This window comes from Bradyrhizobium sp. FW305-F6 (genome assembly GCF_058782905.1).
This window is the reverse complement of record NZ_JBYSYD010000001.1, coordinates 1,563,189-1,585,571: the sequence shown is the minus strand read 5'-3', so window position 1 is coordinate 1,585,571 and position 22,383 is coordinate 1,563,189. Positions and strand designations below refer to the sequence as shown.

General features: G+C 61.3%; 46 protein-coding genes. 29 read left to right on the top strand and 17 right to left on the bottom strand.

Translation table 11 applies throughout. From position 1 onward, the window contains the following. From AC3WLX_RS07780 to AC3WLX_RS07720, 13 genes are all read right to left on the bottom strand, one after another. Positions 1-123, bottom strand: coding sequence for a hypothetical protein (locus AC3WLX_RS07780; protein ID WP_492335368.1), 123 nt, complete (start codon positions 121-123; stop codon positions 1-3). Positions 124-157: 34 nt separating this feature from the next. Next, on the bottom strand, positions 158-685 hold the full coding sequence (locus AC3WLX_RS07775; RefSeq protein ID WP_492335367.1) for a DUF1281 family ferredoxin-like fold protein: 528 nt from the start codon (positions 683-685) through the stop codon (positions 158-160). A gap of 138 nt (positions 686-823) precedes the next feature. Beyond that, a complete protein-coding gene (locus AC3WLX_RS07770; protein WP_492335366.1) occupies positions 824-1,198 on the bottom strand; it encodes a hypothetical protein in 375 nt (124 codons plus the stop codon). Next, positions 1,195-1,806 (bottom strand): 3'-5' exonuclease, encoded by a 612-nt coding sequence (locus AC3WLX_RS07765; protein WP_492335365.1) that lies wholly within the window; start codon positions 1,804-1,806, stop codon positions 1,195-1,197. Before AC3WLX_RS07765 ends, AC3WLX_RS07770 begins: the two co-directional genes overlap by 4 nt. Then, entirely contained in the window at positions 1,806-2,588 is a 783-nt protein-coding gene (locus AC3WLX_RS07760; RefSeq protein WP_492335364.1) for a recombination protein NinB, read from the bottom strand. Before AC3WLX_RS07760 ends, AC3WLX_RS07765 begins: the two co-directional genes overlap by 1 nt. Further along, entirely contained in the window at positions 2,585-3,217 is a 633-nt protein-coding gene (locus AC3WLX_RS07755) for a lambda exonuclease family protein (protein ID WP_492335363.1), read from the bottom strand. The genes AC3WLX_RS07760 and AC3WLX_RS07755 overlap by 4 nt, the downstream gene beginning before the upstream one ends. Continuing rightward, positions 3,214-3,984: an ERF family protein gene (locus AC3WLX_RS07750; protein ID WP_492335362.1), complete on the bottom strand. Its 771-nt coding sequence runs from the start codon at positions 3,982-3,984 to the stop codon at positions 3,214-3,216. Before AC3WLX_RS07750 ends, AC3WLX_RS07755 begins: the two co-directional genes overlap by 4 nt. Next, a complete protein-coding gene (locus tag AC3WLX_RS07745) occupies positions 3,981-4,244 on the bottom strand; it encodes a hypothetical protein (protein ID WP_492335361.1) in 264 nt (87 codons plus the stop codon). Before AC3WLX_RS07745 ends, AC3WLX_RS07750 begins: the two co-directional genes overlap by 4 nt. Continuing rightward, a complete protein-coding gene (locus AC3WLX_RS07740; RefSeq protein ID WP_492335360.1) occupies positions 4,241-4,471 on the bottom strand; it encodes a hypothetical protein in 231 nt (76 codons plus the stop codon). The genes AC3WLX_RS07745 and AC3WLX_RS07740 overlap by 4 nt, the downstream gene beginning before the upstream one ends. Next, the gene (locus AC3WLX_RS07735; protein ID WP_492335359.1) at positions 4,468-4,620 is read right to left on the bottom strand and encodes a hypothetical protein; all 153 of its coding nucleotides are present in this window, start codon (positions 4,618-4,620) and stop codon (positions 4,468-4,470) included. Before AC3WLX_RS07735 ends, AC3WLX_RS07740 begins: the two co-directional genes overlap by 4 nt. Next, positions 4,617-4,880 (bottom strand): hypothetical protein, encoded by a 264-nt coding sequence (locus tag AC3WLX_RS07730; protein WP_492335358.1) that lies wholly within the window; start codon positions 4,878-4,880, stop codon positions 4,617-4,619. The genes AC3WLX_RS07735 and AC3WLX_RS07730 overlap by 4 nt, the downstream gene beginning before the upstream one ends. After that, the gene (locus tag AC3WLX_RS07725; RefSeq protein WP_492335357.1) at positions 4,877-5,101 is read right to left on the bottom strand and encodes a hypothetical protein; all 225 of its coding nucleotides are present in this window, start codon (positions 5,099-5,101) and stop codon (positions 4,877-4,879) included. The genes AC3WLX_RS07730 and AC3WLX_RS07725 overlap by 4 nt, the downstream gene beginning before the upstream one ends. A 178-nt stretch (positions 5,102-5,279) precedes the next feature. Then, positions 5,280-5,573, bottom strand: a complete 294-nt coding sequence (locus AC3WLX_RS07720; protein ID WP_492335356.1) for a hypothetical protein — start codon at positions 5,571-5,573, stop codon at positions 5,280-5,282. 139 nt (positions 5,574-5,712) lie between these two features. Here AC3WLX_RS07720 and AC3WLX_RS07715 point away from each other — a divergent pair, with 139 nt between their 5' ends. After that, on the top strand, positions 5,713-6,573 hold the full coding sequence (locus AC3WLX_RS07715) for a helix-turn-helix domain-containing protein (RefSeq protein ID WP_492335355.1): 861 nt from the start codon (positions 5,713-5,715) through the stop codon (positions 6,571-6,573). Here AC3WLX_RS07715 and AC3WLX_RS07710 read toward each other — a convergent pair. Continuing rightward, the gene (locus AC3WLX_RS07710) at positions 6,570-6,917 is read right to left on the bottom strand and encodes a helix-turn-helix domain-containing protein (RefSeq protein ID WP_492335354.1); all 348 of its coding nucleotides are present in this window, start codon (positions 6,915-6,917) and stop codon (positions 6,570-6,572) included. The genes AC3WLX_RS07715 and AC3WLX_RS07710 overlap by 4 nt on opposite strands. Positions 6,918-7,010: 93 nt before the next feature. Here AC3WLX_RS07710 and AC3WLX_RS07705 point away from each other — a divergent pair, with 93 nt between their 5' ends. Beyond that, entirely contained in the window at positions 7,011-7,262 is a 252-nt protein-coding gene (locus AC3WLX_RS07705) for a helix-turn-helix domain-containing protein (protein WP_492335353.1), read from the top strand. Here AC3WLX_RS07705 and AC3WLX_RS07700 read toward each other — a convergent pair. Both AC3WLX_RS07700 and AC3WLX_RS07695 read right to left on the bottom strand, forming a co-directional pair. Beyond that, positions 7,259-7,531, bottom strand: a complete 273-nt coding sequence (locus AC3WLX_RS07700; RefSeq protein ID WP_492335352.1) for a hypothetical protein — start codon at positions 7,529-7,531, stop codon at positions 7,259-7,261. The genes AC3WLX_RS07705 and AC3WLX_RS07700 overlap by 4 nt on opposite strands. A gap of 184 nt (positions 7,532-7,715) precedes the next feature. Further along, complete coding sequence (locus AC3WLX_RS07695; RefSeq protein ID WP_492335351.1) at positions 7,716-7,949, bottom strand: hypothetical protein; 234 nt, start codon at positions 7,947-7,949, stop codon at positions 7,716-7,718. Between AC3WLX_RS07695 and AC3WLX_RS07690 the strand changes: the two genes are divergently transcribed. The 17 genes from AC3WLX_RS07690 (at position 7,948) to AC3WLX_RS07610 (ending at position 16,089) form a co-directional block, all read left to right on the top strand. Further along, complete coding sequence (locus AC3WLX_RS07690; RefSeq protein WP_492335350.1) at positions 7,948-8,367, top strand: hypothetical protein; 420 nt, start codon at positions 7,948-7,950, stop codon at positions 8,365-8,367. The two genes, AC3WLX_RS07695 and AC3WLX_RS07690, sit on opposite strands and share 2 nt — an antisense overlap. 57 nt (positions 8,368-8,424) lie before the next feature. After that, a complete protein-coding gene (locus tag AC3WLX_RS07685) occupies positions 8,425-8,568 on the top strand; it encodes a hypothetical protein (RefSeq protein WP_492335349.1) in 144 nt (47 codons plus the stop codon). Beyond that, positions 8,565-8,807, top strand: coding sequence for a hypothetical protein (locus tag AC3WLX_RS07680; RefSeq protein WP_492335348.1), 243 nt, complete (start codon positions 8,565-8,567; stop codon positions 8,805-8,807). Before AC3WLX_RS07685 ends, AC3WLX_RS07680 begins: the two co-directional genes overlap by 4 nt. Continuing rightward, positions 8,804-9,259: a GcrA family cell cycle regulator gene (locus tag AC3WLX_RS07675; protein ID WP_492335347.1), complete on the top strand. Its 456-nt coding sequence runs from the start codon at positions 8,804-8,806 to the stop codon at positions 9,257-9,259. The genes AC3WLX_RS07680 and AC3WLX_RS07675 overlap by 4 nt, the downstream gene beginning before the upstream one ends. Further along, positions 9,256-9,501 carry a hypothetical protein gene (locus tag AC3WLX_RS07670; protein ID WP_492335346.1) on the top strand — a complete coding sequence of 82 codons (246 nt, stop codon included), beginning with the start codon at positions 9,256-9,258 and terminating at the stop codon, positions 9,499-9,501. Before AC3WLX_RS07675 ends, AC3WLX_RS07670 begins: the two co-directional genes overlap by 4 nt. Further along, positions 9,498-9,917, top strand: coding sequence for a helix-turn-helix domain-containing protein (locus AC3WLX_RS07665; RefSeq protein ID WP_492335345.1), 420 nt, complete (start codon positions 9,498-9,500; stop codon positions 9,915-9,917). The genes AC3WLX_RS07670 and AC3WLX_RS07665 overlap by 4 nt, the downstream gene beginning before the upstream one ends. After that, on the top strand, positions 9,914-10,177 hold the full coding sequence (locus tag AC3WLX_RS07660; RefSeq protein WP_492335344.1) for a hypothetical protein: 264 nt from the start codon (positions 9,914-9,916) through the stop codon (positions 10,175-10,177). The genes AC3WLX_RS07665 and AC3WLX_RS07660 overlap by 4 nt, the downstream gene beginning before the upstream one ends. Then, positions 10,174-10,326, top strand: coding sequence for a hypothetical protein (locus AC3WLX_RS07655; RefSeq protein WP_492335343.1), 153 nt, complete (start codon positions 10,174-10,176; stop codon positions 10,324-10,326). Before AC3WLX_RS07660 ends, AC3WLX_RS07655 begins: the two co-directional genes overlap by 4 nt. Next, entirely contained in the window at positions 10,323-10,592 is a 270-nt protein-coding gene (locus AC3WLX_RS07650; RefSeq protein ID WP_492335342.1) for a hypothetical protein, read from the top strand. The genes AC3WLX_RS07655 and AC3WLX_RS07650 overlap by 4 nt, the downstream gene beginning before the upstream one ends. Beyond that, positions 10,589-10,975: a TSCPD domain-containing protein gene (locus AC3WLX_RS07645; protein WP_492335341.1), complete on the top strand. Its 387-nt coding sequence runs from the start codon at positions 10,589-10,591 to the stop codon at positions 10,973-10,975. Before AC3WLX_RS07650 ends, AC3WLX_RS07645 begins: the two co-directional genes overlap by 4 nt. Positions 10,976-11,074: 99 nt before the next feature. Beyond that, complete coding sequence (locus AC3WLX_RS07640) at positions 11,075-11,596, top strand: hypothetical protein (RefSeq protein ID WP_492335340.1); 522 nt, start codon at positions 11,075-11,077, stop codon at positions 11,594-11,596. Between the two features lie 368 nt (positions 11,597-11,964). Then, positions 11,965-12,633, top strand: coding sequence for a DUF7146 domain-containing protein (locus AC3WLX_RS07635; protein ID WP_492335339.1), 669 nt, complete (start codon positions 11,965-11,967; stop codon positions 12,631-12,633). Continuing rightward, the gene (locus AC3WLX_RS07630; RefSeq protein WP_492335338.1) at positions 12,633-13,364 is read left to right on the top strand and encodes a DUF5131 family protein; all 732 of its coding nucleotides are present in this window, start codon (positions 12,633-12,635) and stop codon (positions 13,362-13,364) included. Before AC3WLX_RS07635 ends, AC3WLX_RS07630 begins: the two co-directional genes overlap by 1 nt. Beyond that, positions 13,361-14,707: a replicative DNA helicase gene (locus tag AC3WLX_RS07625; protein ID WP_492335337.1), complete on the top strand. Its 1,347-nt coding sequence runs from the start codon at positions 13,361-13,363 to the stop codon at positions 14,705-14,707. The genes AC3WLX_RS07630 and AC3WLX_RS07625 overlap by 4 nt, the downstream gene beginning before the upstream one ends. Next, entirely contained in the window at positions 14,704-15,117 is a 414-nt protein-coding gene (locus AC3WLX_RS07620) for a hypothetical protein (protein WP_492335336.1), read from the top strand. The genes AC3WLX_RS07625 and AC3WLX_RS07620 overlap by 4 nt, the downstream gene beginning before the upstream one ends. Before the next feature lie 28 nt (positions 15,118-15,145). Further along, positions 15,146-15,403: a hypothetical protein gene (locus AC3WLX_RS07615; protein ID WP_492335335.1), complete on the top strand. Its 258-nt coding sequence runs from the start codon at positions 15,146-15,148 to the stop codon at positions 15,401-15,403. Next, on the top strand, positions 15,403-16,089 hold the full coding sequence (locus AC3WLX_RS07610; RefSeq protein WP_492335334.1) for a hypothetical protein: 687 nt from the start codon (positions 15,403-15,405) through the stop codon (positions 16,087-16,089). The genes AC3WLX_RS07615 and AC3WLX_RS07610 overlap by 1 nt, the downstream gene beginning before the upstream one ends. Here the strand turns inward: AC3WLX_RS07610 and AC3WLX_RS07605 are convergent. Then, a complete protein-coding gene (locus AC3WLX_RS07605; RefSeq protein ID WP_492335333.1) occupies positions 16,086-16,391 on the bottom strand; it encodes a hypothetical protein in 306 nt (101 codons plus the stop codon). The two genes, AC3WLX_RS07610 and AC3WLX_RS07605, sit on opposite strands and share 4 nt — an antisense overlap. A gap of 524 nt (positions 16,392-16,915) precedes the next feature. Here AC3WLX_RS07605 and AC3WLX_RS07600 point away from each other — a divergent pair. The 10 genes from AC3WLX_RS07600 to AC3WLX_RS07555 all read left to right on the top strand — a co-directional run bounded on the left by AC3WLX_RS07600 (position 16,916) and on the right by AC3WLX_RS07555 (position 22,377). Continuing rightward, entirely contained in the window at positions 16,916-17,080 is a 165-nt protein-coding gene (locus AC3WLX_RS07600) for a hypothetical protein (RefSeq protein ID WP_492335332.1), read from the top strand. Then, on the top strand, positions 17,077-17,244 hold the full coding sequence (locus AC3WLX_RS07595) for a hypothetical protein (RefSeq protein WP_492335331.1): 168 nt from the start codon (positions 17,077-17,079) through the stop codon (positions 17,242-17,244). Before AC3WLX_RS07600 ends, AC3WLX_RS07595 begins: the two co-directional genes overlap by 4 nt. Next, positions 17,241-17,486, top strand: a complete 246-nt coding sequence (locus AC3WLX_RS07590) for a hypothetical protein (RefSeq protein ID WP_492335330.1) — start codon at positions 17,241-17,243, stop codon at positions 17,484-17,486. The genes AC3WLX_RS07595 and AC3WLX_RS07590 overlap by 4 nt, the downstream gene beginning before the upstream one ends. Positions 17,487-17,670: 184 nt before the next feature. Continuing rightward, positions 17,671-18,738: an O-antigen ligase family protein gene (locus AC3WLX_RS07585; protein WP_492335329.1), complete on the top strand. Its 1,068-nt coding sequence runs from the start codon at positions 17,671-17,673 to the stop codon at positions 18,736-18,738. Next, positions 18,701-18,997 (top strand): hypothetical protein, encoded by a 297-nt coding sequence (locus AC3WLX_RS07580; protein WP_492335328.1) that lies wholly within the window; start codon positions 18,701-18,703, stop codon positions 18,995-18,997. The genes AC3WLX_RS07585 and AC3WLX_RS07580 overlap by 38 nt, the downstream gene beginning before the upstream one ends. 44 nt (positions 18,998-19,041) lie before the next feature. Further along, positions 19,042-19,641 (top strand): hypothetical protein, encoded by a 600-nt coding sequence (locus tag AC3WLX_RS07575; protein WP_492335327.1) that lies wholly within the window; start codon positions 19,042-19,044, stop codon positions 19,639-19,641. An 18-nt stretch (positions 19,642-19,659) separates the two neighbouring features. Further along, positions 19,660-20,115 (top strand): hypothetical protein, encoded by a 456-nt coding sequence (locus tag AC3WLX_RS07570; protein ID WP_492335326.1) that lies wholly within the window; start codon positions 19,660-19,662, stop codon positions 20,113-20,115. 10 nt (positions 20,116-20,125) lie between these two features. Then, positions 20,126-20,494, top strand: coding sequence for a hypothetical protein (locus AC3WLX_RS07565; RefSeq protein ID WP_492335325.1), 369 nt, complete (start codon positions 20,126-20,128; stop codon positions 20,492-20,494). Between the two features lie 4 nt (positions 20,495-20,498). Next, positions 20,499-21,083 carry a terminase small subunit gene (locus AC3WLX_RS07560; protein WP_492335324.1) on the top strand — a complete coding sequence of 195 codons (585 nt, stop codon included), beginning with the start codon at positions 20,499-20,501 and terminating at the stop codon, positions 21,081-21,083. Further along, positions 21,070-22,377 (top strand): DNA-packaging protein, encoded by a 1,308-nt coding sequence (locus tag AC3WLX_RS07555; protein WP_492335323.1) that lies wholly within the window; start codon positions 21,070-21,072, stop codon positions 22,375-22,377. Before AC3WLX_RS07560 ends, AC3WLX_RS07555 begins: the two co-directional genes overlap by 14 nt. Positions 22,378-22,383 lie beyond the last annotated feature (6 nt).

Here is a 22,383-nt window from a genome sequence, read left to right as displayed (position 1 = left end):
CTAGCCTCCCGTTGCTAAGGCGTAGCCGGCGACCGCGCCGAACATCACAAGCGCGGAGACCGCGCCAGCAGCAATCCCGACGCCGAGGCCCTTGAGTATCAGCTCGATGATGTGGATACCCATCATTCCCCTCCGTTTCTCATATCTGCTGAGTGAGTCAGGCAGCGTCGTCGTCGAACTCTTCGACGCCCCACAGCAGCTTGTGCAGATGGCGAGCAAGTGCTTTGTCGGCCTCTTCCTCAGACCACGGTTCGTAGCGATGGCTGCTCAGGTTGGCAAAGTTGAAGCGGGCAGTTACTGCCGGCGCCCCACCTTCAGAAAGCCAGTTGTGCTCGAACGGACGCTTGACCGTGTTCATCAGCGCGCAAAGCCAAGGGTAGGGCGGCGCCCATGCTGTCTCAAAGCGCAGCGTCAGCGTGTCGTCGGTACGTTCAACCGGATGGTGGTCGTAAGCATTCCATTTGGTGCCCCAATTATGTCGGCACCATTCAAGAGCGGTCATGCCCCTACCGAACGCCTTCTCATGGCGGATGCCAACGCTCCCACGCCAAACCTGCGGCGGGATAGGAACGAGGATTTCGAAGTCAACCTCCCCATCTGCGTTGCAAGTCGCCTTCAGGATATCGTCTTGGACGGCAGCAACGACGTTGCGGAAGATGATTTCGTTGATGCAATGGTTCGGCATTTCTAGTTCCCCTGCTAAGTTATTGAACGCGCCTACGCATTCTCCTGATGTGCTGCTAGGTGATGGTGAGCTTGCTCACCCACCACACGAAGAGCGCTACAAGCGCGAGAACGATCGCTATTCCAATGATCCAAGCCATCACCGGTGCTCCACTGTTCCGTTCATGCGTTTACGTATCCCGCTGGCTTTCGAGCCGGGCATTGGGCGCCGCGACGTCGGCTTTAAGCCAAAGCGCTGCTTCAAGACGCGGTCGGCCTTGCGCATGCGCGGGTTGTCCTCGGTGTGAGTCTTCACGTCAGCGCAGGTCTTGCAGTGGACCTTGCAATTCTCGAGCGTCGGCTCGCCGCCGAGCCCGTCCGGCGTGACGTGCTCGAAGATGATGCCGCGCCGCTCGTTGCACTCCAACCCACATGACTCGCAGTAAACCTTGCTGTTGCGCGTCGCCCGCTTCAGCGCCGCCTTGCGGACGGACTGCGGAAACTCGCGCCGGCGGTGTCCGAGAAGGCTGCTCATGCCGCCACCTCGAGATCAAAGGCGCCACGCTCCCGCAGCCAGAAGAACAGCGACCGACAGCGGCGCAGGTCATCCCATGCGTCGTGCACGCCGGCGCGCGGCTCCTCGCCAAGCAGGATCCGGCAGGCATCGTCCAAGCTCGGCCAGCGATAGGATCCGGACTCATGCTCGCTGGTGAGTTTGCAGAAGGGGGTGGCGGCGGTCATGGTGTCGACGAATTGCAGGCCTGGCCGCGTCCACGTCTTGGCATCACGACCATTACGAGCCAGGACAGAGGTGATCACATCCCGGTCGAAGTCCAAGCCGTGGCCCACGACGTAGCGGGCCTGACTGGCAAGGCTTTCGCGGCCACAGAGCACGCCAAGGGCCGCCAGCTCGGACACCCCTGTACGGCTCGCTAATTGGCTGGAAATGCCATGCACCTTCTTCGCCTCCTCGGAGACTTTCCGGTCTCCAGCCCTAATCCCCGTGCGGATGGCGGCGAGCTCGTTGCCGGCGCCGTCGCAGAGCTGGGCGGCCAGGCTCACCACCCACGGCTGGTTGGGATCCTCCAGTGGGAGGTTCTTCTTGAGCAAGCCGCTGGTTTCGCAGTCGACGAACAGGAGCATCACAGCAGCTCCCTGAGTTCGGATTCGATGGCGTCCTTGTTCCCGAAATTGACCCAGAACGCGTCATAGATCGCGACCGCGGTTGGGCCGCTGGGACCGTCCTTGTGAGCCGCCCAGCCGCCGCGCTGATCCCAGAACTGGGTCGCGTATTTGGGCAGGCTTTCCTTCTTCTGAGCCCGCCGCAGGGCCGCGGCATATTCGATGCCCCATCCTTCAGGCAGTGGCGGGGATGATGTATCGCCAGCCGTACTCGCCGCATCATCCCCGCCGCCTTCGCCCGACGCACGACCAGCGGGCGAATCCTCTGAATTGTTGCCAGCGGACGAGGGAGGCGTGGGGGGCGCTTCGTCCGCTGGCGCATCCGGCTGAGAGTGTGGGGACATCTCGACCGAATTGGAGTCTGGATCATGAAACGTGACGCCGTGGTTGGCGCCGAATGCGTGAATCAGTTCGATTAGGTTGGACATTTCGTCCTTCGAAAGGTCGGAAGACGACCGGCCAAGGTTGACGAAGCCGTTGCCGTCGATATTTGGCACAACCCTTAGTTCGCGCTTCAGGGCGTCCAGGAAGATGAATTTCCAGTCATCCGGCGAAAGCTTGATGCCGTGCCATTGGACTTGCTCAGAGACTTCCGTGAGCATGGCCCAAAGCTTGTCATTCTGCTCGCCCGAGCGCTTGGCTTGCTTGAACTCAATCCTCATCCCCAGCTTCGCGGCCATACACCACCGCGCCGCCTTTTCGCGGTCGGCATTGCCGTTGACGGTGATGAGAAATCGGCTCATGCCGTACGCCTCTCGTATTGAGCCTTGAGCTCCCCCACCTTGCGATCCACCTCCGCAATGAACTCGCGCACCTGTTTCTCCAGGTCAGCAATCAGTTCGTCGTTCCTTGGCACACGAACGATGAACAGGCTCATCATCTCCGGCATGCGCGGGTCGAACGATACGAAATCGCACCATTGCCGACCTGTGCATGCCATCTGCCATTGGACCTGGGTGAGGTATTTCCCGGGCATGGCGCGGCCGAGGAGCGTGTCAATGTGGGTGGAGGTGTTTGGGCACTTGATCTCCAAAAGCCCATCAGAACCGATAAGTCCGTCTGGAGAGGCCCCGCTATTGGCGATTGTGGGATGGTCGACGAATGCAGTCTGCTCGACCGTAGCGTCCGTCCGGAACTCATACGCCGATCTGGCGTGAGGCTCCTGATCCGTGCCCCACTGCATTTCGGGGCTGACGTAGGTGGGGGCCACCTCGCCAGTCAGGCGCTCAGCGATCAGCTGTCCCATGTAGTTGGCGCGCGAGGCCGCTGGGCCGGTCTTGGTTCTAGCGACCACGTCAGAAACGCGTGAGGCCGTCACCTTGCCAAGACGAATGGCGAACCATTCGGGAGAGCCTTGGATGATCTCAGTCATGCCTGGCCCTTCTTGGCGTTGAGGGCGTCGATCGCGCGCTGATACTGCTTTGCCGGGATGGCAGAGATCTCCTCAACCTTCATGTACCCGCAGAAGCGCTGGAGATTGGTCCCGGTCTCGGTGATCAGCTTTTCAATGGCTGTGACCTGTTCGGCGGTAACAAAACCGCCGTTATCCGCAATCCCCGCCGCCTTTGCGTCGTCATCGTTGGACGCAGCGAGGCCTAGCGCAGCCTTGAGCGTGTAGCGCTGCAGGTAGGTGATGGTTGATCCTACCGCCTGAATGCTGTTCTTGTTACCGCTCTCGTCGCGTCCGGCCGAAAGGGTGTTCTCCTCCGAATAGCCACCGCGATGCGACACGATGCAGGTCACCGTGACCGGCTCATTCACGTTCGATGTAGTTTTGAAGCGATACGACAGGCCGTGCTTGGCGAGGATCGGATCGACGGTGCGGGCGATCTCGCCCAAGTCCTCGTGGCGGTAATTGGTCCGCCCCTTCGCCGACGTGAAGTCCACCACCTTGTTTTTGATGATGGTGGGGATCTCGGCTTTTGCCGCTGCCATCGCCTCGTCAAATGCCTTGCGTGCCTGGTTGTTCTCCCATCGCTCCTGGAGCGCCATCAGCTTCTCCAGCACCTCAATGTCGGCGCCGGCGGAAACAGCCTTGTGCAGCATGTCCATCGGCGTCATCGCGACCACTGACGCCTCTTGAACCTTGGCCACAGCCTTACCCATGTTGACCTCCCCCTCAATCACTTGTGGCTTCACGACACACTCCGACGGTTCAGATGCTCGGCAGTCTTGCGCACGACGATGTCGGCACAGACCTTGAGCTGTTCGGCGATCTTGCTGACTTCCTCGGCCGCCAGCTTCTGGCTCACCGAGCTCTTGCCCTGGTTAGCGCCGCGGAGGGCGGCGATCTTCCGGTTGAGGATCTGATGGGCCAGCACGATCTCGCCGATCATCCATCCGGTGTTGGAGTAGAAGTCCGGCTCGGACTGCTCTTGGATTTGCTCTGCGGCGGTCATGGCTTGAACCCCAACACTTCGAGATAGGCGCGCGTTAGCGGGTCATACTGACCGGCGCGGTTGCGCAGCTTCTTGCCGCCGTCTTCCGGGTCTTTCTCCGCGTCCTTCGCAAGCATGCGGGCAACATTGCCTTCGCAGTCCTGCTCCAGGCGTATGCGATACACTTTCTCCGACAGGTCGCGGATATAGGCCGGGTCAAAGGTCGGCTTCGGTTCTCGCTTATTCACCCGAAGAACTCCTGCAGGTCTTGAAGGCTGATCGCGTTGGCCTTCACCAAGACGATGGCGACGACGAAGATGGCGAGCGTCACGACCAACTCGACCGCAACGAGGCCTGCGAATGTGGGTGAGGGTGGCTCTGGGCGGCGCTCAGTCATGCTGTGAAAGCTCCATTGCCCGGGAATGGCTCCAGAGCGGCGTTTGCTGGGGCTGCGGGCGCCGTGGAGAGCCCCGCGGCCAACTCTTCCTTGCTCGGCATGCCGAACGCGGAGAGCGTCTGAGCGACCAGCCTGCGCAATGACAGCTCGTGCGGTTCAGGAAGGACGCCGCTGGCGCAAATCCCCTCGCAGTAGCCGATCAGCTCAGCGACGGCGAAGCGCTTGGGCATGTCGGAAATGGTGCGGTCGAGGTCGGTCATTGCTTGCTCCGATCTGCCGCGCACTGGATGACGCCGAGAAACACCCCGAGCACAACACTCATGTATCCAATCATGACGGCTCCAACGGCGGGCTCTGGGAGCCCAAGAAGCGCGACGGTCTTCAACGAGAGAAGCAGGATGGAGACAATCAAACTTCCAAGTCCCGCAAATATTCCCAACACAAGTGCAACGCTCTTAAGCACGGTCAGAAAGCACTTCATCGCGCCGCCTCCTTGCTGGAGCGTGGGGCCCAGCGACATGTCGCCTGATGGCCGAGAGCCACGACCGTGACGCCAACGGTCACAAGACACCCGCGCCAGCTGATGAATGGAAGGTCAACGACAGACCAAATGACAAACCAGCCGACCAACTGGACCAAGATGCCAATCCATGGATTCATCACGCAGCCTCCTTGCCGAAGGCCTGCGCAGCCGAGATCGCAAACCGCAACGCGGTCTCAACCCGGCTGAGCATGTCTTCCTGAATGAATTGTTCGGGGGTGAACTCGAGCGACAGATCAAAGTCGTCGGCGCCTTCAAACCCGGTCGGGCCGATGTCCCAGACCAGCTTGCCGTCGCGATGGAACATCGACGCGCGGCCGGCTTCGATATTGTCGAGGTAGGCGACGATCGACGAACAACAGCCGTACAGGTTCTTGTTGATCGCGATGCGGAGGTCGGTCGGCTTGGTCATTCGTGCGCCCCGTCGTGCTTGGGATGACCATTCACTTACACTAGATGCAAGGCGCCGTCCAGCACTATTTGCACTAGTTGCAAGAAAAATGTTGAGGAGCGAATCGGCCTATTGCGCCAGGTGCAAGGCGAGGGCATATATGTTCATGGTTTGTGCCCGTGGTGGGCCAAAGAAAAAGCCGCCTTCGCGGGGCGGCTCACTAGAAAGTATTTTTATGCAGGTTGGTACAAAACACCATCAGTCAACTCTTGTCAACGACAATATCGAGGACCTGGGAGCCATCAGGCTGGCGCGGGAACCGTGGCGCTTTCGGAAGGCCGTCCTGAAAGCAGACCTCCCTATGGGAGCGAAGATTGTCGCGGTCGCCATCATCGAGTTCGTGAACCGCAAATCCGGCCAGTGCTTCGCCTCCGAGAAGACGATCGGGGAGAGCTGCGGCCTCACCGAACGCGGCGTGCGCAAGGCCATTAGCCAACTCAAGGATGCGGGTTGGCTCAGGGTAGTGAGGCGCGGCGTCAAGCGCACCAATCTGATCTTCCCATTGCTGCCGGTGACAGGAACGGCTGAGCATGGTGACCGGCACGAGCAGGTAGGAGTGACCGGCACCACGGTGCCGCCTAACCTTAGAGAAGAACCTTTGAGAGATAACCATACTGATAGACCTCTCGTGGAACTACCAGAGAGCCCTACTGCGGAGATTTTGGCTTTCGATAGCAGGAAGGAGGAAGCTTCAGATCCAACCGACAGCCCGATTCGACGAGCTATCAGCGATCACGCCGCTTACTGCTACATCTCTGCGGCTGCAGTGACGCTGCTAGGGCGCCAAAAGAGCCCAAAACTGCCAGACGGCAGGTTCCTTGATAAAGCAATTTGGGATGCGATCCCGGCCGGAACTCGCTTGGCTATGACGGAGAAGGCCAGAAAGGGCCGCCTGATGCGCTCTGAGGTGGCAGCGGTCGTCCGGGGTATTGACGTGGATGGCCTCTCAGCGGGCGTCTAATGGCCCCCTGTCCCCGTTTTACTGCCGACAATTCGCTGAGCCATATCCCGGATGACATCGCGCTCGACAGCCTTCGCCTGATCCCAGATCGACCAGATGGCATCGGGGTCGTTCGGGTTCCGCATCAGTAGTGAAGCTGCATCGGTCTGCAAGGCATCGGCGATGGCTTCCAACGTATCTTGGGTATAGGGCTGCTCTCCCTTTTCGATCCTGGAAATGCTGCTCCCACTGGTGTCCAGCCGCTCACCGAGCTGATCCTGGGTCAGGTTCCTAAACTCGCGCCATTCCCTGATGAAGGTACGGCGCCGCTGCTTGGGGCGGGGATATCCAATTCTCTTTGGCATGCGCCTATCTTTGCATTAGATGCAAAAGAAATCCTCATCGCTAGATGCAAAAGTGATTGCCAAGCGTCTTGCATCTAGTGTAAGAAAGGCGGCATGCACAGTGACCGAGAAACAGCAATCCGGAGATGGCGCAAGGAAGCGGGGCTGAGCCTCGAGGAAGCCTGCGACCGATTCCCCATGCATGGGTTTAAGCGCCCATCCACCGCGAAACTTTCGCGGATCGAGAATGGTCAGGATGTCCCGCCTGACATGGTGGCTGAATTTCAGGCGGTGACAGGCCTCATGCCAAGCGAGATCAGTCCAAAGCTCGCCAAGATTTTTGCGGCCGAGAGCGGAGCCGCCTAATGCGCCCCCTGCAGCCGCTTCTTCCCCATCAACTCGCGCATGTTGAACGCTTCCAGGGCAAGCTGTTCGCAATAGCGGGAGAACATCAGCAAATCCTCCGTGGAGGAGACGACGGTGTAGAGCCAGTTGATCTGGCCGAAGCGCATCGCGCCGCAGACCAGACGAACATCGTGGCCGCTTCCGCCTATCTCGCCGTGGATCTTGGTCACGACGTATTCCGGCAATCCGAACGTGTCGACAGTCTGCTCTCGCACTTCCGGCATTTCCATTTCCATTCTCCCGCCCTCGTTGGCGCGAAATGCGCGCGGGAGAATCATGCAACCGGTTCCGCGTGTCACGCAAGTGACAAAGAAGAACCTCCGGTCTCTTACGTGCATTTTTGAACAGTTCCACCGCGGAACTCGCAAGATGTATCACTTTGGAACACAACTTGAGGGGAATGACATGAACAAGCTACCGACTACGCCCGGTGAGCAGCTTATGGCGCGCGATCGTCTCCGCGATTCGGCGCTCAATCTCCTCGAGCGCGGCTTTGTGGCGCTCTTCACCGCCGGCGCGATGCTCGCCAGCGCGTTCCTGCTTCTGTTCTGCGAGATTCGATAGTCGCGCGATTTCAGCGTTGCAGCGGAATCGGTTGAGCAGGATTTCGGCTTCAAGTTTCACAGCATCACCCTGGAAGTTCGTCATGGCCACAGCATCCTCCATTGATCGGAAATCGGCAAATCAGGCGGGTGAAGCGCGCTTCGTAAATGCGAAGGGTCGCTCAGACTTTTTTGGCCAACTCGTTGAGATCATTCGCAGGACATGGCCGCGTAAGACGGTGGCCAACGTCGCGCACATCACCGGAGTTTCAGAGCGGTCAGTGCAATTCTGGCTCGCTGGACAGACGAACATGTCCATCGAGAACGTCGCCGCTCTGCTCAGAACTGATGCCGGCTACGACATCCTCATAGCGCTTATGGGAGATGCCGACCCGGCGTGGTGGGTTTCGCTGAAGCTCGCCTACAAAATCCGCCAGTCCAAGCGAGTCATCGCGGCGGAAAAGAAGCGCACGGAAGAACTGCGAGCCCTTCAGGCTCAGATCGATCTTTTCGACGAAAAGTAAGCATCACCAAGTCGCGAGGCCGCGCGCGATCGGCCGTTCTGTCGGGCAGGACATATCGTGAAAACACTATTGGTGCGGGCCGCATTGCGGCTCGCGGAATGGCATACGGCGCGGGCGACGTTCTGGAATGACGTCGCCGAATGGCTGAACACGGGCAGGCCCTTTGCTGAGATCCGCAAGCATGAGGGGGATGGCGAATGAGAGTCGTTTGCGTCGACCCCACCGTATCGCAGGGGAAGCTATCGGCCGACGCCGTCTACACCGTCATCGAGATTAGCTCTGGCGTGGGTGGCGACTACTTCGTGCTCGCCGAGACCGGCACCTCGACTTGGTTCGTGGATCGCTTCCGTCCGTTCAACGACAACAGCCAGTTTCTGTCCGGTGCCGATGCCAAGACAGAGGTTTTTGACAATCGCCGCAAGCAGGAGGTGCGAACGTGAACATCCATGTGAGAGCGTTGAAAAACTCCTTCTGGACGCCAGAGCGCGACCGGGAGCTGATCCGGGCAATAGAGGACAACAAGAGCTGGGGTGAGATCGCAGAGTACATGGGCAAGCACCCATCCGCCGTAGCCGGCCGCATCAAGCGGCTCAAGGACGCTGGGGCCGTGGTCATCCCAGCCGATTATCGCATCAAGCAAGTCGCCATCGCCAATAAAGCCCGCGCTGGCAAGCCGATTAATAGGCCAGCGCCGCCCGTGGACGCGAACTTCCAGATCATCGGAATTGCTGGTCTCGACGCGTTGGAGCCGTATCACTGCCGCTTTATCGCGAACGACGATATGTCAGAGCCGCTGTACTGCGGCCACTCCGTCGAGAAGGGAAGCTACTGCGCCCACCATCGCAGGGTCGTCTACCAGGCTCATGACGATCGGATGGGGGCGGCGCGATGAACCGAAAATCCAAGATCCCGGACACCACCAAGCAAGAGTTGCTGGAGCACTATCTGCAGCACGGTTTTGCGAAGTCTACCGTGCGGTGCGCCGCTCTCGGCCTTAGCCCGAAGTATGCCGCCAACATGGCAGCGGCGATGGGCATCCATCGGCACAAGAACAACGGCACGAAGACATCGACTAGGTCGGCCGACGATCCGAGATGGGCCCGAGCCGTCGCCGTCGGCGAGGTGATCGCATGACACCTCCAGACTTCAAAGACCCCAAGATGGTCGAGGCGCGCAAACGCATCATCAAGCAAATACTGGACGAGTACGACATCACGCGCGAAGAGCTGCTCGGCAACCGCCGCTATGGCGCCCTTGTGGAAGCCCGCCGCGACGCCGCTCATCGGCTGCGCCATGCCGGCTTCAAAACCTGCAGGATAGGAAAGATCCTGCGGCGCGATCACACGACCATCTGCCAGTATTTTTCCGAGCAGATGGGCCCACGCAAATTGGACCGGATCAGGCTTGCCAGGCTGCTTGAGGCCGTTCCTGAAGATGCTCGCGCCGTCATCACAAGGGCTGCGGAAGCCGTAGGCGTGCATCCATACGCGGTTGTTCGTGAATGGCTGGTCGAGCGCGCCGCAGTAGAGGCGGGGAGGATGGCAGCGTGAACATCAGCAAGGAATCCATCGTCGTCACAGACCATGCCGTCTGTCGCTATCTTGAGCGAGCCATGGGCCTCAACCTGGAGCTGGTTCGCGAGCACATCCTTTCCATCTGCGGCGATGCCGCGGCGTTCGGGGCGGTCTGTGTCCGCGCTGAAGGACTCCGCTTTGAGATCGACGGCAATCGCATCTGCACGGTGACACCGGATCACGTCATCCCCAACAGGACGGGCCGTGAAATGGCAATGCGGAGGGCGCGGGCGTGACCGAAAAAAAATTGCCAGAGGACAAATCCAGAACGGTAATCCTGTCCGATGAGATCGCGGACATGCTCGACGCCTACGCCAAGGCTGAGGGCATCACGCGGGATTTGGCGGCGAGGCAACTCATTCGTGACGGGCTGGAGGCGGCATGACCTACCAGCGAAAACACAAAATGTGGACCGGTGTTGAGATCGCCAGGCTCGGCAGGTTTTGGCCCGCAATGTCCAAGGATGGTCTTCTGGCTGAGTTCGCGCCTCGGTCTTGGGAGTCCATCAAGACGATGGCCTATCAAAACGGCTTCAAGCGTCCCCGCCACCTTGGCGGCAAGACGAGTTGGGTGAAGGTCGCGAAAGACCATCGGCCCACGTTCCATTTCCCGGAAGTGCCGGCGCCACAACCAAAGAGGCCATGGTCATGAGAAAATTACTCCCCAATCGTCGCGCCCATGAGGCTTTCCATTTCTACCATTGGGAGCAGAAATTCATTGCCGGCATCGGACGCGCAACACCGTCGGCCCAGATCTTGGAAGTTTGGATCAATACGGGAAAGACAGGCACCCAAGCGGAAACACTTGCGAGGGATTCAGCTGTGCTCTTGAGCCTAGCGCTTCAATATGGCGCGCCGCTTTCCGAGATAAGCAGGAAAATGATGAGAGACGCTGATGGCACGCCTTCGGGCCCTATGGGCCAGCTTGTGGAAATCCTCTCGCGCGGCGAAGGCGATTCCGGAACCGCAGAAAGCGCGCCTCGCGTACCTGACGGCCCCGGAGCCGGCGGTGCTCTTGCTGAATTTGCAGATTGAGGGGGAGTTGATGCGGGTTGAGATCAGCCGCGAGCAGCTATCCGGAATCGTGGTTGTCGGCACGCGTGAGCTGCTGTCGACGGGGGGCGGCCGGTGATCGTGGCAGGCTTCGACATCGCGACGACGACTGGGGCGGCCATCCTCGATGGCAGCAAAGTCGTGCACATCGAAGCCTTCCGCGCGAAGGGTGACGATGATGCATCGATCTTCACCAGCTGGCGGGCTTGGTTCAGGGCCATGCTGATCTCGCATCAGGTCGAGGCGGTTGCGATCGAGGCGCCGTTGGTGACGGACATCAAGGCCCCCGACAAGCGGCCGAATGCCAAGCCTGGCCAGGTCCGCAACCCCGTCACCATGAAGACCTATCTGCGCCTGTACGGGCTGCGCGGTCATGCCGTGCAGATATGCAACGCGCTGAACATCGAATGCCGGGAACTGCACCAGTCGACATGGCGCAAGGCGTTCACAGGAAACGGACGGGCGAGCAAGGAGGACACTCTGGCGCTCGCCCGCCGCATCTATCCGAACCTGAAATCAAAGGACGCCGCTGAGGCGCTGGGCGTGGCTTGGGCGCTGAACGGCGAGCTGAGCAAGCGCGATCTGTTCGAGGGGGCAGCATGACGCCATACGAGGACTGGAAAGACGCCGCCAATACGGCACCTCTACTCACTGTAGCGCAGATGTTTGGCGCCAAACTCAAGCGAGCCGGGCAAGAGTGGGTCGGCCCCTGCTGCTTTTGTGGCGGCACCGACCGTCTAGGCATCAACCCCGGCAAAGGGAAATGGGTCTGCCGTGGGCATGGGGGCGGGAGGTCTCCGGTCGCTCTCGCCATGCATCTTGGGGGTCTCACATGGAAAGCGGCTGCAGAGCAGATTGCAGGACCATGCCCCAGCGGTCCAGCGCGGCCCCTCAGTGAGGCGGAGAAAGCCGAGCGCAACAGACGTCGGCTTGAAATGGAAGCCACTCAGCGAGCCCGGGAGGCGCAGCAAATGCAGCAGGAAGAGAACAGCAGGGAAGCAGCGCGGCGCATCTGGGAGGCATCCAAGCCGATCCAGGGGACGCTTGCGGATACCTATCTGGTCAAGCGCGGGTTCATCGGGGTGGTGGAGCCGGTCTTTCGCTTCCACGGGTCGTTGCCGTATCCGGGCAAGGAGAAGCGATACCCGGCTCTGATCTGCCGGGTTGACGACATGATGGGGGAGTTCACCGCGGTCTGGCGCATTTTCCTGCGGGAGGATGGGCGCAAGGCGGATGTTCCCAACGCGAAGCTCGGGCTTGGCCCGGCCGGCGGCGGCGCTGTCCGCATCGGCGGCATGGCCGGCAAGATCGCCATTGCCGAGGGCATCGAGTCCGCTCTCGGCTATTGGTGCATGACCGGGCGCAAGCAGCCTTGCTGGGCGGGCCTGTCGACAAGCGGGCTCATCGGGTTTGAAGCACCGCTCGGTGTCGAGCAAGTCGTGATCGCTCCCGACGGCGATGCTCCGATCAAGAAGCAGGGCGACGAGTACGTTCCAGCCATTCCAGCTGGCCGCAAGGCTGCAGAGGCATTGCGCGGCCGGATGCTGGAGGAGGGCGTGGCGTGCGCCATCGTGGCGTTCCCGCCGATCGGGAAAGACTTCGCGGACCTGTGGCTCGAGATGCAGAGGGAGGTGGCGTGATGGCCGAGAACAGTAAGATTGAGTGGACAGATCACACCTTCAACCCATGGATTGGCTGTCAGAAAGTCTCTGCCGGCTGTGACCACTGCTATGCCGAGACGCTATCGAACCGCTACGGCTGGGTTCAATGGGGCCCGCACGGCGAGCGCAAGCGAACCAGCGCGGCTAACTGGCGGAAGCCCGTCCAATGGGACAAGGCCGCGAAAAGCGCCGGGCGGCGTCCGCGCGTGTTCTGCGCAAGCCTTGCCGACGTATTCGACAACCAGGTGCCAGAGCACTGGCGTATCGATCTGTTCGACCTGATCGGCCAGACCGAGAACCTAGACTGGCTCTTGCTGACCAAGCGACCGGAAAACATCATCAAGATGCTCCCGACAAATTGGAGCGTTCCCGACTTCCCCAATGTCTGGATAGGCACGACGTGCGAAGATCAGGCCGCCTATGATCGCCGCTGGCCAATCTTGGACGATGTCCCGGCTATGGTCCGGTTTATCAGCTACGAGCCGGCTATCGGTCCGCTGCGCCTCCACAACGGTCCTCAGCAACCAGACTGGCTGATCTGCGGCGGCGAGAGCGGACCCGGCGCGAGGATGATGGACCCGGATTGGGCGGCGGCGATCAAGCGCGATTGCGAAGCGGCCGGCGTCCATTTTTTCATGAAGCAGATGACCGGCAAGAAGCCGATCCCGAACCACTTGATGCTGCGCGAGTTTCCGAGGTTCGCAGCTTGATTCACGATTCCCTCGCCAACGAACGGAACTTCATCGGCGCGTTGCTGCGCTCGCCGCACGACCTCTGGTCCGTGCACGAGATCGTCACGCCCGACTGCCTCACCGTCCAGTATCACCGGGACATCTATCTCGCGATGCTGAAGGTGGCGCCGCGCGGGACTGTTTCGATCACGGCGCTGCAAGCCAACCTGCCGGAGGAGTACGCGGAGGCAGGCCCCACCATCGCCATCCTGATGGCGCTGAAGGAGAGCGCACTGGAGGCAGGCAGCGCAACCGACTATGCGCCGTTCCTTGCCGAGCGGTCTGCCATGCGCAAGCTGGACGCGCTCTCGGACTGGCTCAAGAAGGAGACCCGCAAGACCGAGAAGACGGCGGAGGACATTTCGGCGGAGGCTGGACTACGGCTCAACTCCATCCTGCTCTCAGCGGCCACGCAGAAGCCGCGGCCGATTGGAGAGATCGCGGAGGCCGTCACCAAGCACGCCAACAGCGCACAGATGGCTGATACTCCCGAGGGCATCGTGTCCGGCATCTCGAGCCTGGATGAGATCCTTGGCATGTTGCTGCCGGGGGACCTCGGGTTCGTCATCGCGAGCCAGGCGGACGGCAAGTCGGCACTGTCGGCCCAGATCGGCATGCACGCGGCAACGCAGGGCATACCCGTGCTCTTCATCCAGATGGAGATGGCAGCCGAGCAGATGGGAGCCCGCGAACTCGCAAAGCTCTCAGGGCTCTCCGTCGCCCAGATCAACGAAGGCGCCATGGATGCCTACCAGTTCGATAGCCTCGTGGCGGCCCAGCGCTCACTCAACACCGTCCCGTTCTACGTCCTCGACATGGAGGAGGCGACCGTTCGGCAGGTGAGGGCTCAGTGCCTCGCCATGCAGCGCAACGGTGGCCTCGGCCTCGTCATCATCGACCAGCTCGACAAGCTTAAACCTGAGGGCAAGTACCGGGACCGCTTCGAGGCCTATAAGGAGGTTACTCGGGACCTCAAGCGCATGACCAAGGGTCTCGGCATCCCCGGCATTTGCCTTGCCCAGCGGACGCGCTCTGCCCAGCGCAGGGACGATCCGACACCCCATGTGCTCGACGCAGATATTCCCTCGATCGAACGTGATGCGGACTGGATTATTGGCCTGTGGCGCCGGGAGAACTTCTTGCAGATGAACAGGCCGGACCACCGCGGCGGCGAGGAAGCCAAAGCGCGATGGGAAACCGAGATCAACAATTGCCGCGGCTTGGCCGAGGCCATCACCTTGAAGCATCGCCGGCGCAAGGCGTTCCGCCAGTGTCGGATGCACTTCGATGGGGCCCTGATGAAATTCTCGGAGGGCAAGTGACCGATCTCCCTGCCATCCTCTCCGAACTTGGGATCAATCTCATCCCAACCACCGCGCGTCGTCACCCCGGTGACACCAAGTGCGCGGAGGTGCTTCAGAGCCTTTTAGAGCGCCATGGAGAGGGGCATGTGATCCTGCTCCTGCGAACCATCATGGAGAGCGCACGCAACCGGATGGCGCTTGTAGAGCCGGTAATTAGGGCTGTGTCGAGCGTCATGCTTGCGCGGCCGGATTGGCCGAACAAGGGGCTGGCTTGGCTTGAGGCCTTTGATGACATAGACCTCTGCCACCTATGGGAAGAGGCAAAGCGGGATCAGGGAGCGCCGGCGCCAAGGCTTGGGGTCGAGGCACGGCTGAACGAACGGCTGAGAGCGATCTTCGGAGAGCGGATACAGGAGAGGTTAATATGAATATTTCCCAGATACGAGGGGCTGACCAATGACCGATGCGTTGTTTGATGGGGTCGTTATTACCGTCTTGACCCAAGCATATCTTGGGATTGCGATTCTGGTAACACGAGTGTCGCGAAGACGGCGCATGGCGCACGGCCTTGAGCCGTCGTGGCTCGCGGCTTCTCTCGTTGGAATCGCATGGCCGCTGGCGGCGGTCTTGTTTGGATTTGTGACCATCGTTACCGGCAATGCCGGAATCTACGGCGAGCCGCACAATCACGATATCAAAGCAGGAGAATCTTGATGTGGACTCCCGACCTTGTGAAGGCCCGCTTCCTCGAAGCAGCCGACACCGAGAAACTTCTGCCGCGCCCTCGCGTTGGCAACGGTGCCGGCTTCTGGCCCAAGCACATGTACACGCAGGACGATCTCGACGGCTGGGACGAAGTCGCGCGCACCGACAACGCCGACCGTTGGGCGACGAACCGCAAGCTGACCCGTGAGGCGATCTCGCGCCACGACGAATGCCTCGACTGGACCATCCGGCTGCTGGATGATGAGCGGCGCCGACACATCGTCTGGCGCTGGGCTTTCTGTCAGGTCAACGGCTGGAGCTTCAGCGAGGCGTGCAAACGGCGCGGGTGGGTGAGGATGACGGCTTATCGTCGCCTTGATGCCAGCTTTGAGCATATTTCAATGCAACTCGGTCTAGCGAGCACTTGGGTGCGCTATCCGGCCCAAGATTGGCTGTTACAGGTTTCGGGCTGTGATGCTACAAGTCTGCCAGCATACGGAAGAGGCGCGGACGCACCGCAGCCCATCAAATTCACCCCAGGTTATCGCACCGAGAAGTCATCGCACCTCCTCAAGGATGAGGCAGCGGTTGAGGACTTCCAATCGCATCTTGATGCGGTCAATGCCGAACGGCGGAGGCTGCAGGAGAGAGAGGCGAAGCGGAGAGCGAAGATCGGCGAAAGAGCTACGGCTTAAGCATTACCGGGCTTGGTGCCAGTAGCGCGCCAAGTCCGGAGCTGAAGGAGCAGTACCTGGCTTTCCCGGATGCGCTCTCGGTAGAACTCAGGGCTCAAGCTGCGGTTTCCGTATTTGCCTTTAGCGTCTTCTCGCATCATGTGGCGCCAGCGCCGCAAGGTTCGCAGGGAAGTTGAACGGTCATAGGCAATCCGCTCAGCGGTAGACATGGCGGCAAGTGCGCGATTGTGCGCAGCGATCATTGCCTCGGTCTCAGCATCGAGTTCTACGACGGTAGAAGGTGGTCGCTTCTTCTTGGCCATGCGCGATCAAATCACGAAGGCCTGAGTCCTTCAACCCGCCCGCCCCACCCGTGCGGGGCCGGGACGCCGTATAGGGGCGGGCTCATCTGTGCCATGGCTCGCGAAGGCCATGGCAGCGGCTCTCGGTCAAGGCCGAGAATGTCCGCCTCGCGGCCCCGCAAGGGATAGGGTTCGCGCCCGAAACGCCGGCCATGCAAGTGGGGCGTGCCGCAGTATCCAAATCGGGGCACTCAGCCTAACCGCAGAGCTGCATCACCTCCCCGGCGGCCCGTTCTACGTGGCCAGAGCTCGCACCTGGCGAGTGCCCCGAGACCTTTGAGGACAACATGAACTTCGGCATCCCTGAGGCCTTCACCTATCTCGAGCCGATCTTGTTCGGGGTGGCCGTGGTCTCTGCGTTCTTCCTTGGGATGCTTGTGAGGGGTTTTCGTGGCTGACCCGAACGGCACGGCTGAGTGGTTGATCGCGCTGTCGATCGTCGGGTTGGTCATTGTGTCCTTTTCGCTGACCGAATGGTGGGATTGATGGGCGAGGTCGTGCAGTTCATCCCGCGCAACCGGCGCTATCTGGAAGACTTCCCGGTGATCCCGTTCAAGATGCCGCAGGTGGTTGCGCCGGCGAATGCCCATGAGCGTGAGATCTTCGCCACCGCGCCGTCGGAGATGAACCCCGACAAGGAGCCCGCATGAGCGCCGTTACGGACTTCAAGGCGATCAAGCTCAAGCTGGATCGCATGGAGCAAAAGGCGGAGTTCGAGAAGAACAATCCGACGCCAGCGCAGCAATACGCGGCGTTCGATTGGTCCAACTTCGTCGGCGGTGTCTTTGTCGCACCGGAGACCGACCCCGCATGAAGTGGTCCTATGACCAACCTCTGGTGATCGAGCTGGGCCCCAGGCCCCTCAGCATCGTCAAGGTGAAGCATGGGGTCACAGAGGCCAAGCTGAGCGATGGGCGCCTGGTGCGCCTCTCCGTGCATCTGGACAGCGTTGCGAACAACAGTGAAGGCAACCTCGATATCACCCATTCGGTCACGGCCGAGGTGATGGCAGAGCCGGACTCACTGATCCACGACATCCACGAGCAGGTTCAATGATGATGATCTGCGGGCTGAAGGTCATAATCTCGTGCGAGGTCCCGGAAATTCTTAGGTACGGGGTCAACAGTGTTGTTTTGACGCCTCGCGAAGCCATGGATGTAGCGGTCGACTCATATGCGCCGAAACCCGGCGGGCCGCTTGTGAGGCTGATTGAAGGTCATTCGCGCTATTTGGAGAAAGTGTGCTCTTCGGCTTCTTGCTGACCGCGTTGTTCGTCCCGGACTGGTCCGGTGCGGCCACCACGCCGCGGTGGGCACTGGCTGCGGTTGCGCTTCCGCTCATGTTGCGGAGTGGCGGGATCAGGTTCACAGCTGCCCACCTGTTCGGGCTTCTGTTCGCCGCCTATGCCGCGGGCTCGGTGCTTTGGGCGCCCCAGAAATGGGAAGCGATCGACGCGCTGCTCAAGCTGGTCGTGCTGGCTGAGGCCTTCGTGCTCGGCTCGCAGATGAAGGACATCAGGCCCATCGTCGCCGGCGCTGCGCTGGGGCTTGGGGTCTCGAGCGCGATCATCCTGCTCGGCATCCAGGTGCCGCAGACCAGCGATTATCCGGCTGGGCTGTTCGTCAATTCGAACGCTTTGGGTGAAATCGCCGCGCTGGCCTTGGTCGGTGCCTTGGTGCACCGGATCTGGTGGGCCGTGCCTCTGATAGCGCCGGCTCTGGTCGCCTCGCACTGCCGCGGGGCGTTCCTGGCGCTCGGTGCGGCCGTCATCCTGTGGGTGTGGGGCAGGTCCAAGGCCGCTGCGCTGGCGCTGTCAGCCGCTGGCATCGCCATGGCGCTATGGATGGGCTCAAGCGATTCAGCCCAACAGCGCCTCGACATGTGGGCCGCGATCGTCCCGCAACTGACTGTGTTGGGGAAGGGGATAGGCTCGTTCTACACCCTGTTCCCGCTCTACTCGCCATTTGACACGCTGCTGCAGCGCCCGGAGCACCTGCACAATGACTGGCTCGAGTTCGCCTTTGAGCTCGGAATTGTCGGAGCCGTTCTATATTCCGCATTCCTCTGGAGCGCGCGTTCCATCGTCCTTGCCGTCCTCGTCGTCGAGGCCGTCTTTGGCTTCCCGCTTCATCTCGCGGCTACAGCGGTACTTGGCGGCATCCTGTCAGGTCACGCTGTTCGGGATCGGGTTGGCGTTCGCGGTAGCGTCGCTTTCTGGCGAGACTTCATATTCGGCCGGGGTGAGTTCGGGTGTTCCCGCGGAAGCGGTCATGCACCTGCGTTCGGCGGCGGTTTCCTATCCCGGTAACAGGATATTCCGGCAGGAGTCGGCGCTCTATCTGTCGAAGCTGGCGGACAGCCAGCCGGACGACGGATGGAAGCAAGCCACGCTCGCCGAGATCTATCACGCGCTGGAGAGCGACCCAACGTCGCCGGCGCTGCTGTTCAACATGAGGCGCATGGAGAATGCGCTGGGCCGTGAGCCCACCCATCAGCCCATGTTCGATTACCTCGCCCGCGTCAGCGAGCCCATGAGGAAGATTAAGGCCGGCGCTGTCCCGGAATAGGCAGCAACCCGCCGGTTCACACGGCATCAACAAGAGGAAAGACCATGTTGAAAGCGCTTCGCGGCGCCGCCGTTGCGGCCGTCGCTACCCTTGGCACTGTCGCCATCGCCTATGCGAATGGCATGTTCACCAATCTCCCGGTCGTGGAAGGCGCCGCCTATTGCGCCATGTACGCCGGCGACGGCACGACCTGCGTTCAGAACGTCCCGGCGGGCCCCACGGCCGTCACCGGCAACGAGCGCGTCCCGGCCGACACCCGTCTCCCCAACGGCCAGAGCCCGCAGACCGTGCTGTTCAGCATGGCCAACCTGAACGCCCTGCCGCTCACCGTGTCCAGCATCACGACCAACCCGCAGACCGTCACCGCGGCGGCCACCTCGGGCGGCGTCATCCTGCGCAACGCAGGCGGCGGCACGGTCATGACCGCTGTCACCATCAACTTCCCGACGGCTCCGGTCGACGGCCAGCAGTTCGCGGTCTCCGGCGATGCCAACGTGACCACGCTCACCCTGACCGCCCAGAACCTGCCCGCTGGCGTCACCATCAAGCAGAACCCGACCGGCCTCACCGCGGTGAACTCGGCCGCCATGGGATTCCGCTGGATGTACAACTCGACCAACAACGCCTGGTTCAGGCTCCAGTGATCTGAAGGACCACAGCCCATGAAACTCTCCCGCAAACTTGCAATCGCAATCCTTGCGCTCGTGGGCTGTGCCTCGGGCGCTCTGGCCACCGGCCCGCTCCAGAACGGCAGCTATGCCACGATCGACCAGGGATGGCTCTATGACCTCTCTGGCGGTCGCAACCGGACCTATCAGTCCGGTGTGGCAGCCGCCGGATCCAGCCAGGCCACCGCCACCCAACTCTCGGGCGGCGTGGCTCTGATCATGATCGAGTCCGGCACCGGTGGTTTCAACCTCCCGACCTGTCGGGCCGGCATCGAGCTGTGGGTCTACAACAAGAGCGGCGCCACCCTGACCGCCTATCCCACCGTGGCCAACAACCCGGTCACCGGCGCTCAGGACACCATCAACGGCTCGACCACCAAGGGCCCCCTGTCCGACGCAACGCCGTACTTCTTCGGCTGCGCCAAGGATGGGGCCTGGTTCTCGAAGTAAGGGAATCGTCATGAACGAACTCGCCGCCTCTCTGTTCGGTAGTCCGAGTCTGGTTGCCCCACTGGGCGGTGAGCGTGGGTGTCTCGGGGCCGCATCCAGATACCAGCGCGCTGTTGAGCAGATGAGGCAGCAGGGCAGCAACCTCCCTAGTACCGTTGGGATTCTTGGTGGCTCATCCCGCGTTACTCCCGAGCTCACCCGCTTCGACCCCTCCACCAACACCCGCGTCCCCGTCACCCAGGAATGGGTAGACGAGGCCGTGGCGGAGATCGTGCGGCTCAATATCGAGCTGAGCGCCATGCCCGGTTCTGACCCGGGCGTTGCATTGCAAGAAGTCGACCGCATCTGGGAAGCGGTGAGGGCGGCGAGCGCCGTTTAAGTCATTGCCAGCACTAGCAAATCCCAAACATGAGCGTTTTGCTCAAGAGATGGCAAAAGGCAAGACGGCAGACGAGGCCTATCAGCTGGCCGGGTACAAAGCCAATGATGGGAATGCCGCTCGTCTGAAAGGAAATGAAAGGATTTCTACCCGGGTGAAAGAGATCCTGGAAAGGGCCGCAACCCGGGTGGAAATCACACAAGCCAAAGTGCTGGAGGAGCTGGCCAAGATCGGCTTCTCGAACATGCTCGACTACATGACGATTGGTCGTGATGGCGACCCATTCGTTGACCTCTCCAGTATGAGCCGAGAGCAGGCGGCTGCGGTCCAACAGATCGTGGTTGAGGACTACAAGGACGGCCGAGGCGAAGACGCCCGCGACGTCCGCAAGATCACATTCAAGCTCGCAGATAAGCGCGCTGCCCTCGTGGACATCGGCAAGCACCTTGGCATGTTCAAGGAGGTTCATGAGGTGAGTGGCCCGGACAAGGGGCCCATCCAGACCCAGGACGTGTCCGCCCGTGACAAGCTCGCTGATCGAATCGCTGGCATCGCTACAGCCAGAACAGCGAAGGATGGTCTTGGCTGACCTGACTGAGGCAGAGGCTGAAGCCCTGCTCTGGGACTGGCGTGCATGGGCAAGGCCGAACCAGTTGGCCCCTGAGGGCGACTGGATGACCTGGCTGGTGCTCGCCGGCCGTGGGTTCGGCAAGACCAGGACCGGGGCCGAGTGGATCCGGGAAGAGGTTACAGCCAAGCGGATGGGCCGGATTGCCCTGATCGCTGAGACTCAGAAGGACCTTGAGGAGGTCATGGTGTTCGGGGACAGCGGGATCAATTCCGTGTTCCCGCCGCATCAACGGCCGCGGATCACCAAGAAGCCGGTGAGGATTGAGTTTCACACGGGCGCGGTGGCCTTTGGCTACAACGCGACCGAGCCCGACCAGCTCCGAGGCCCGCAGTTTGACGGGGCCTGGGGCGATGAGCTCGCCAAATGGCGCTACGCTCGAGAGACATGGGACCAGCTGCAGTTCGGTCTGCGGCTTGGTAAGCGGCCAAGGCAGATCGTCACCACGACGCCGCGGCCCATTCCGATCCTGAAAGAGATTCTGGCCGCCAGCACCACCGTGGTGACGCGCGGCGTGACGACGGACAACAGGGCCAACCTGGCGGCCTCGTTCATCAAGAGCATCACCGAGAAGTACGCCGGCACCCGGCTTGGTCGGCAAGAGCTGTCAGCCGAAATCCTGGATGATGTCCCTGATGCGCTATGGACGCGGGCGGCGCTGGATCGTGATCGCCGGAAGCCTGATCAGGTTCCACCGCTTCGTCGGGTGGTAGTGGCGGTCGACCCGGCAGCGAAGAAGAACGACATCCCAGAGGATGGCGCGGCCACGGGCATCATGGTTGCCGGCGTGGGCGAGGATGGGCGCGGCTACGTGCTCGATGACGCGACCTGCCGGGAAAGCCCGAATGGCTGGGCCCGCAAGGCCATCGCCTGCTTCGACCGCTACGAGGGCGATTGCATCGTTGGGGAAATCAACAACGGCGGGGACATGGTGGAGAGCACCATCCGCGCCGTCCGCACCACGGTGCCGTTCAAGGAGGTCACAGCCTCCCGAGGCAAGTGGGTGAGAGCCGAGCCGATCGCCGCCCTCTACGAGCAGGGACGCATCTCGCATGTTGGGACGTTCGCGGCGCTTGAAGACGAAATGGTCAATTTTGGGCCGAATGGAATGGTTGGCGATGCCAGCCCGGACAGGGTCGATGCCTTGGTCTGGGCGCTCACCGAGCTATTCCCGGCCATGGTGAGGAAGGTGGTCAAGGTCGTGGACAAGCCCAAGATCGATCGCCCCGCGCACCCGCAAAGCTGGATGGGCTAAGCCTCC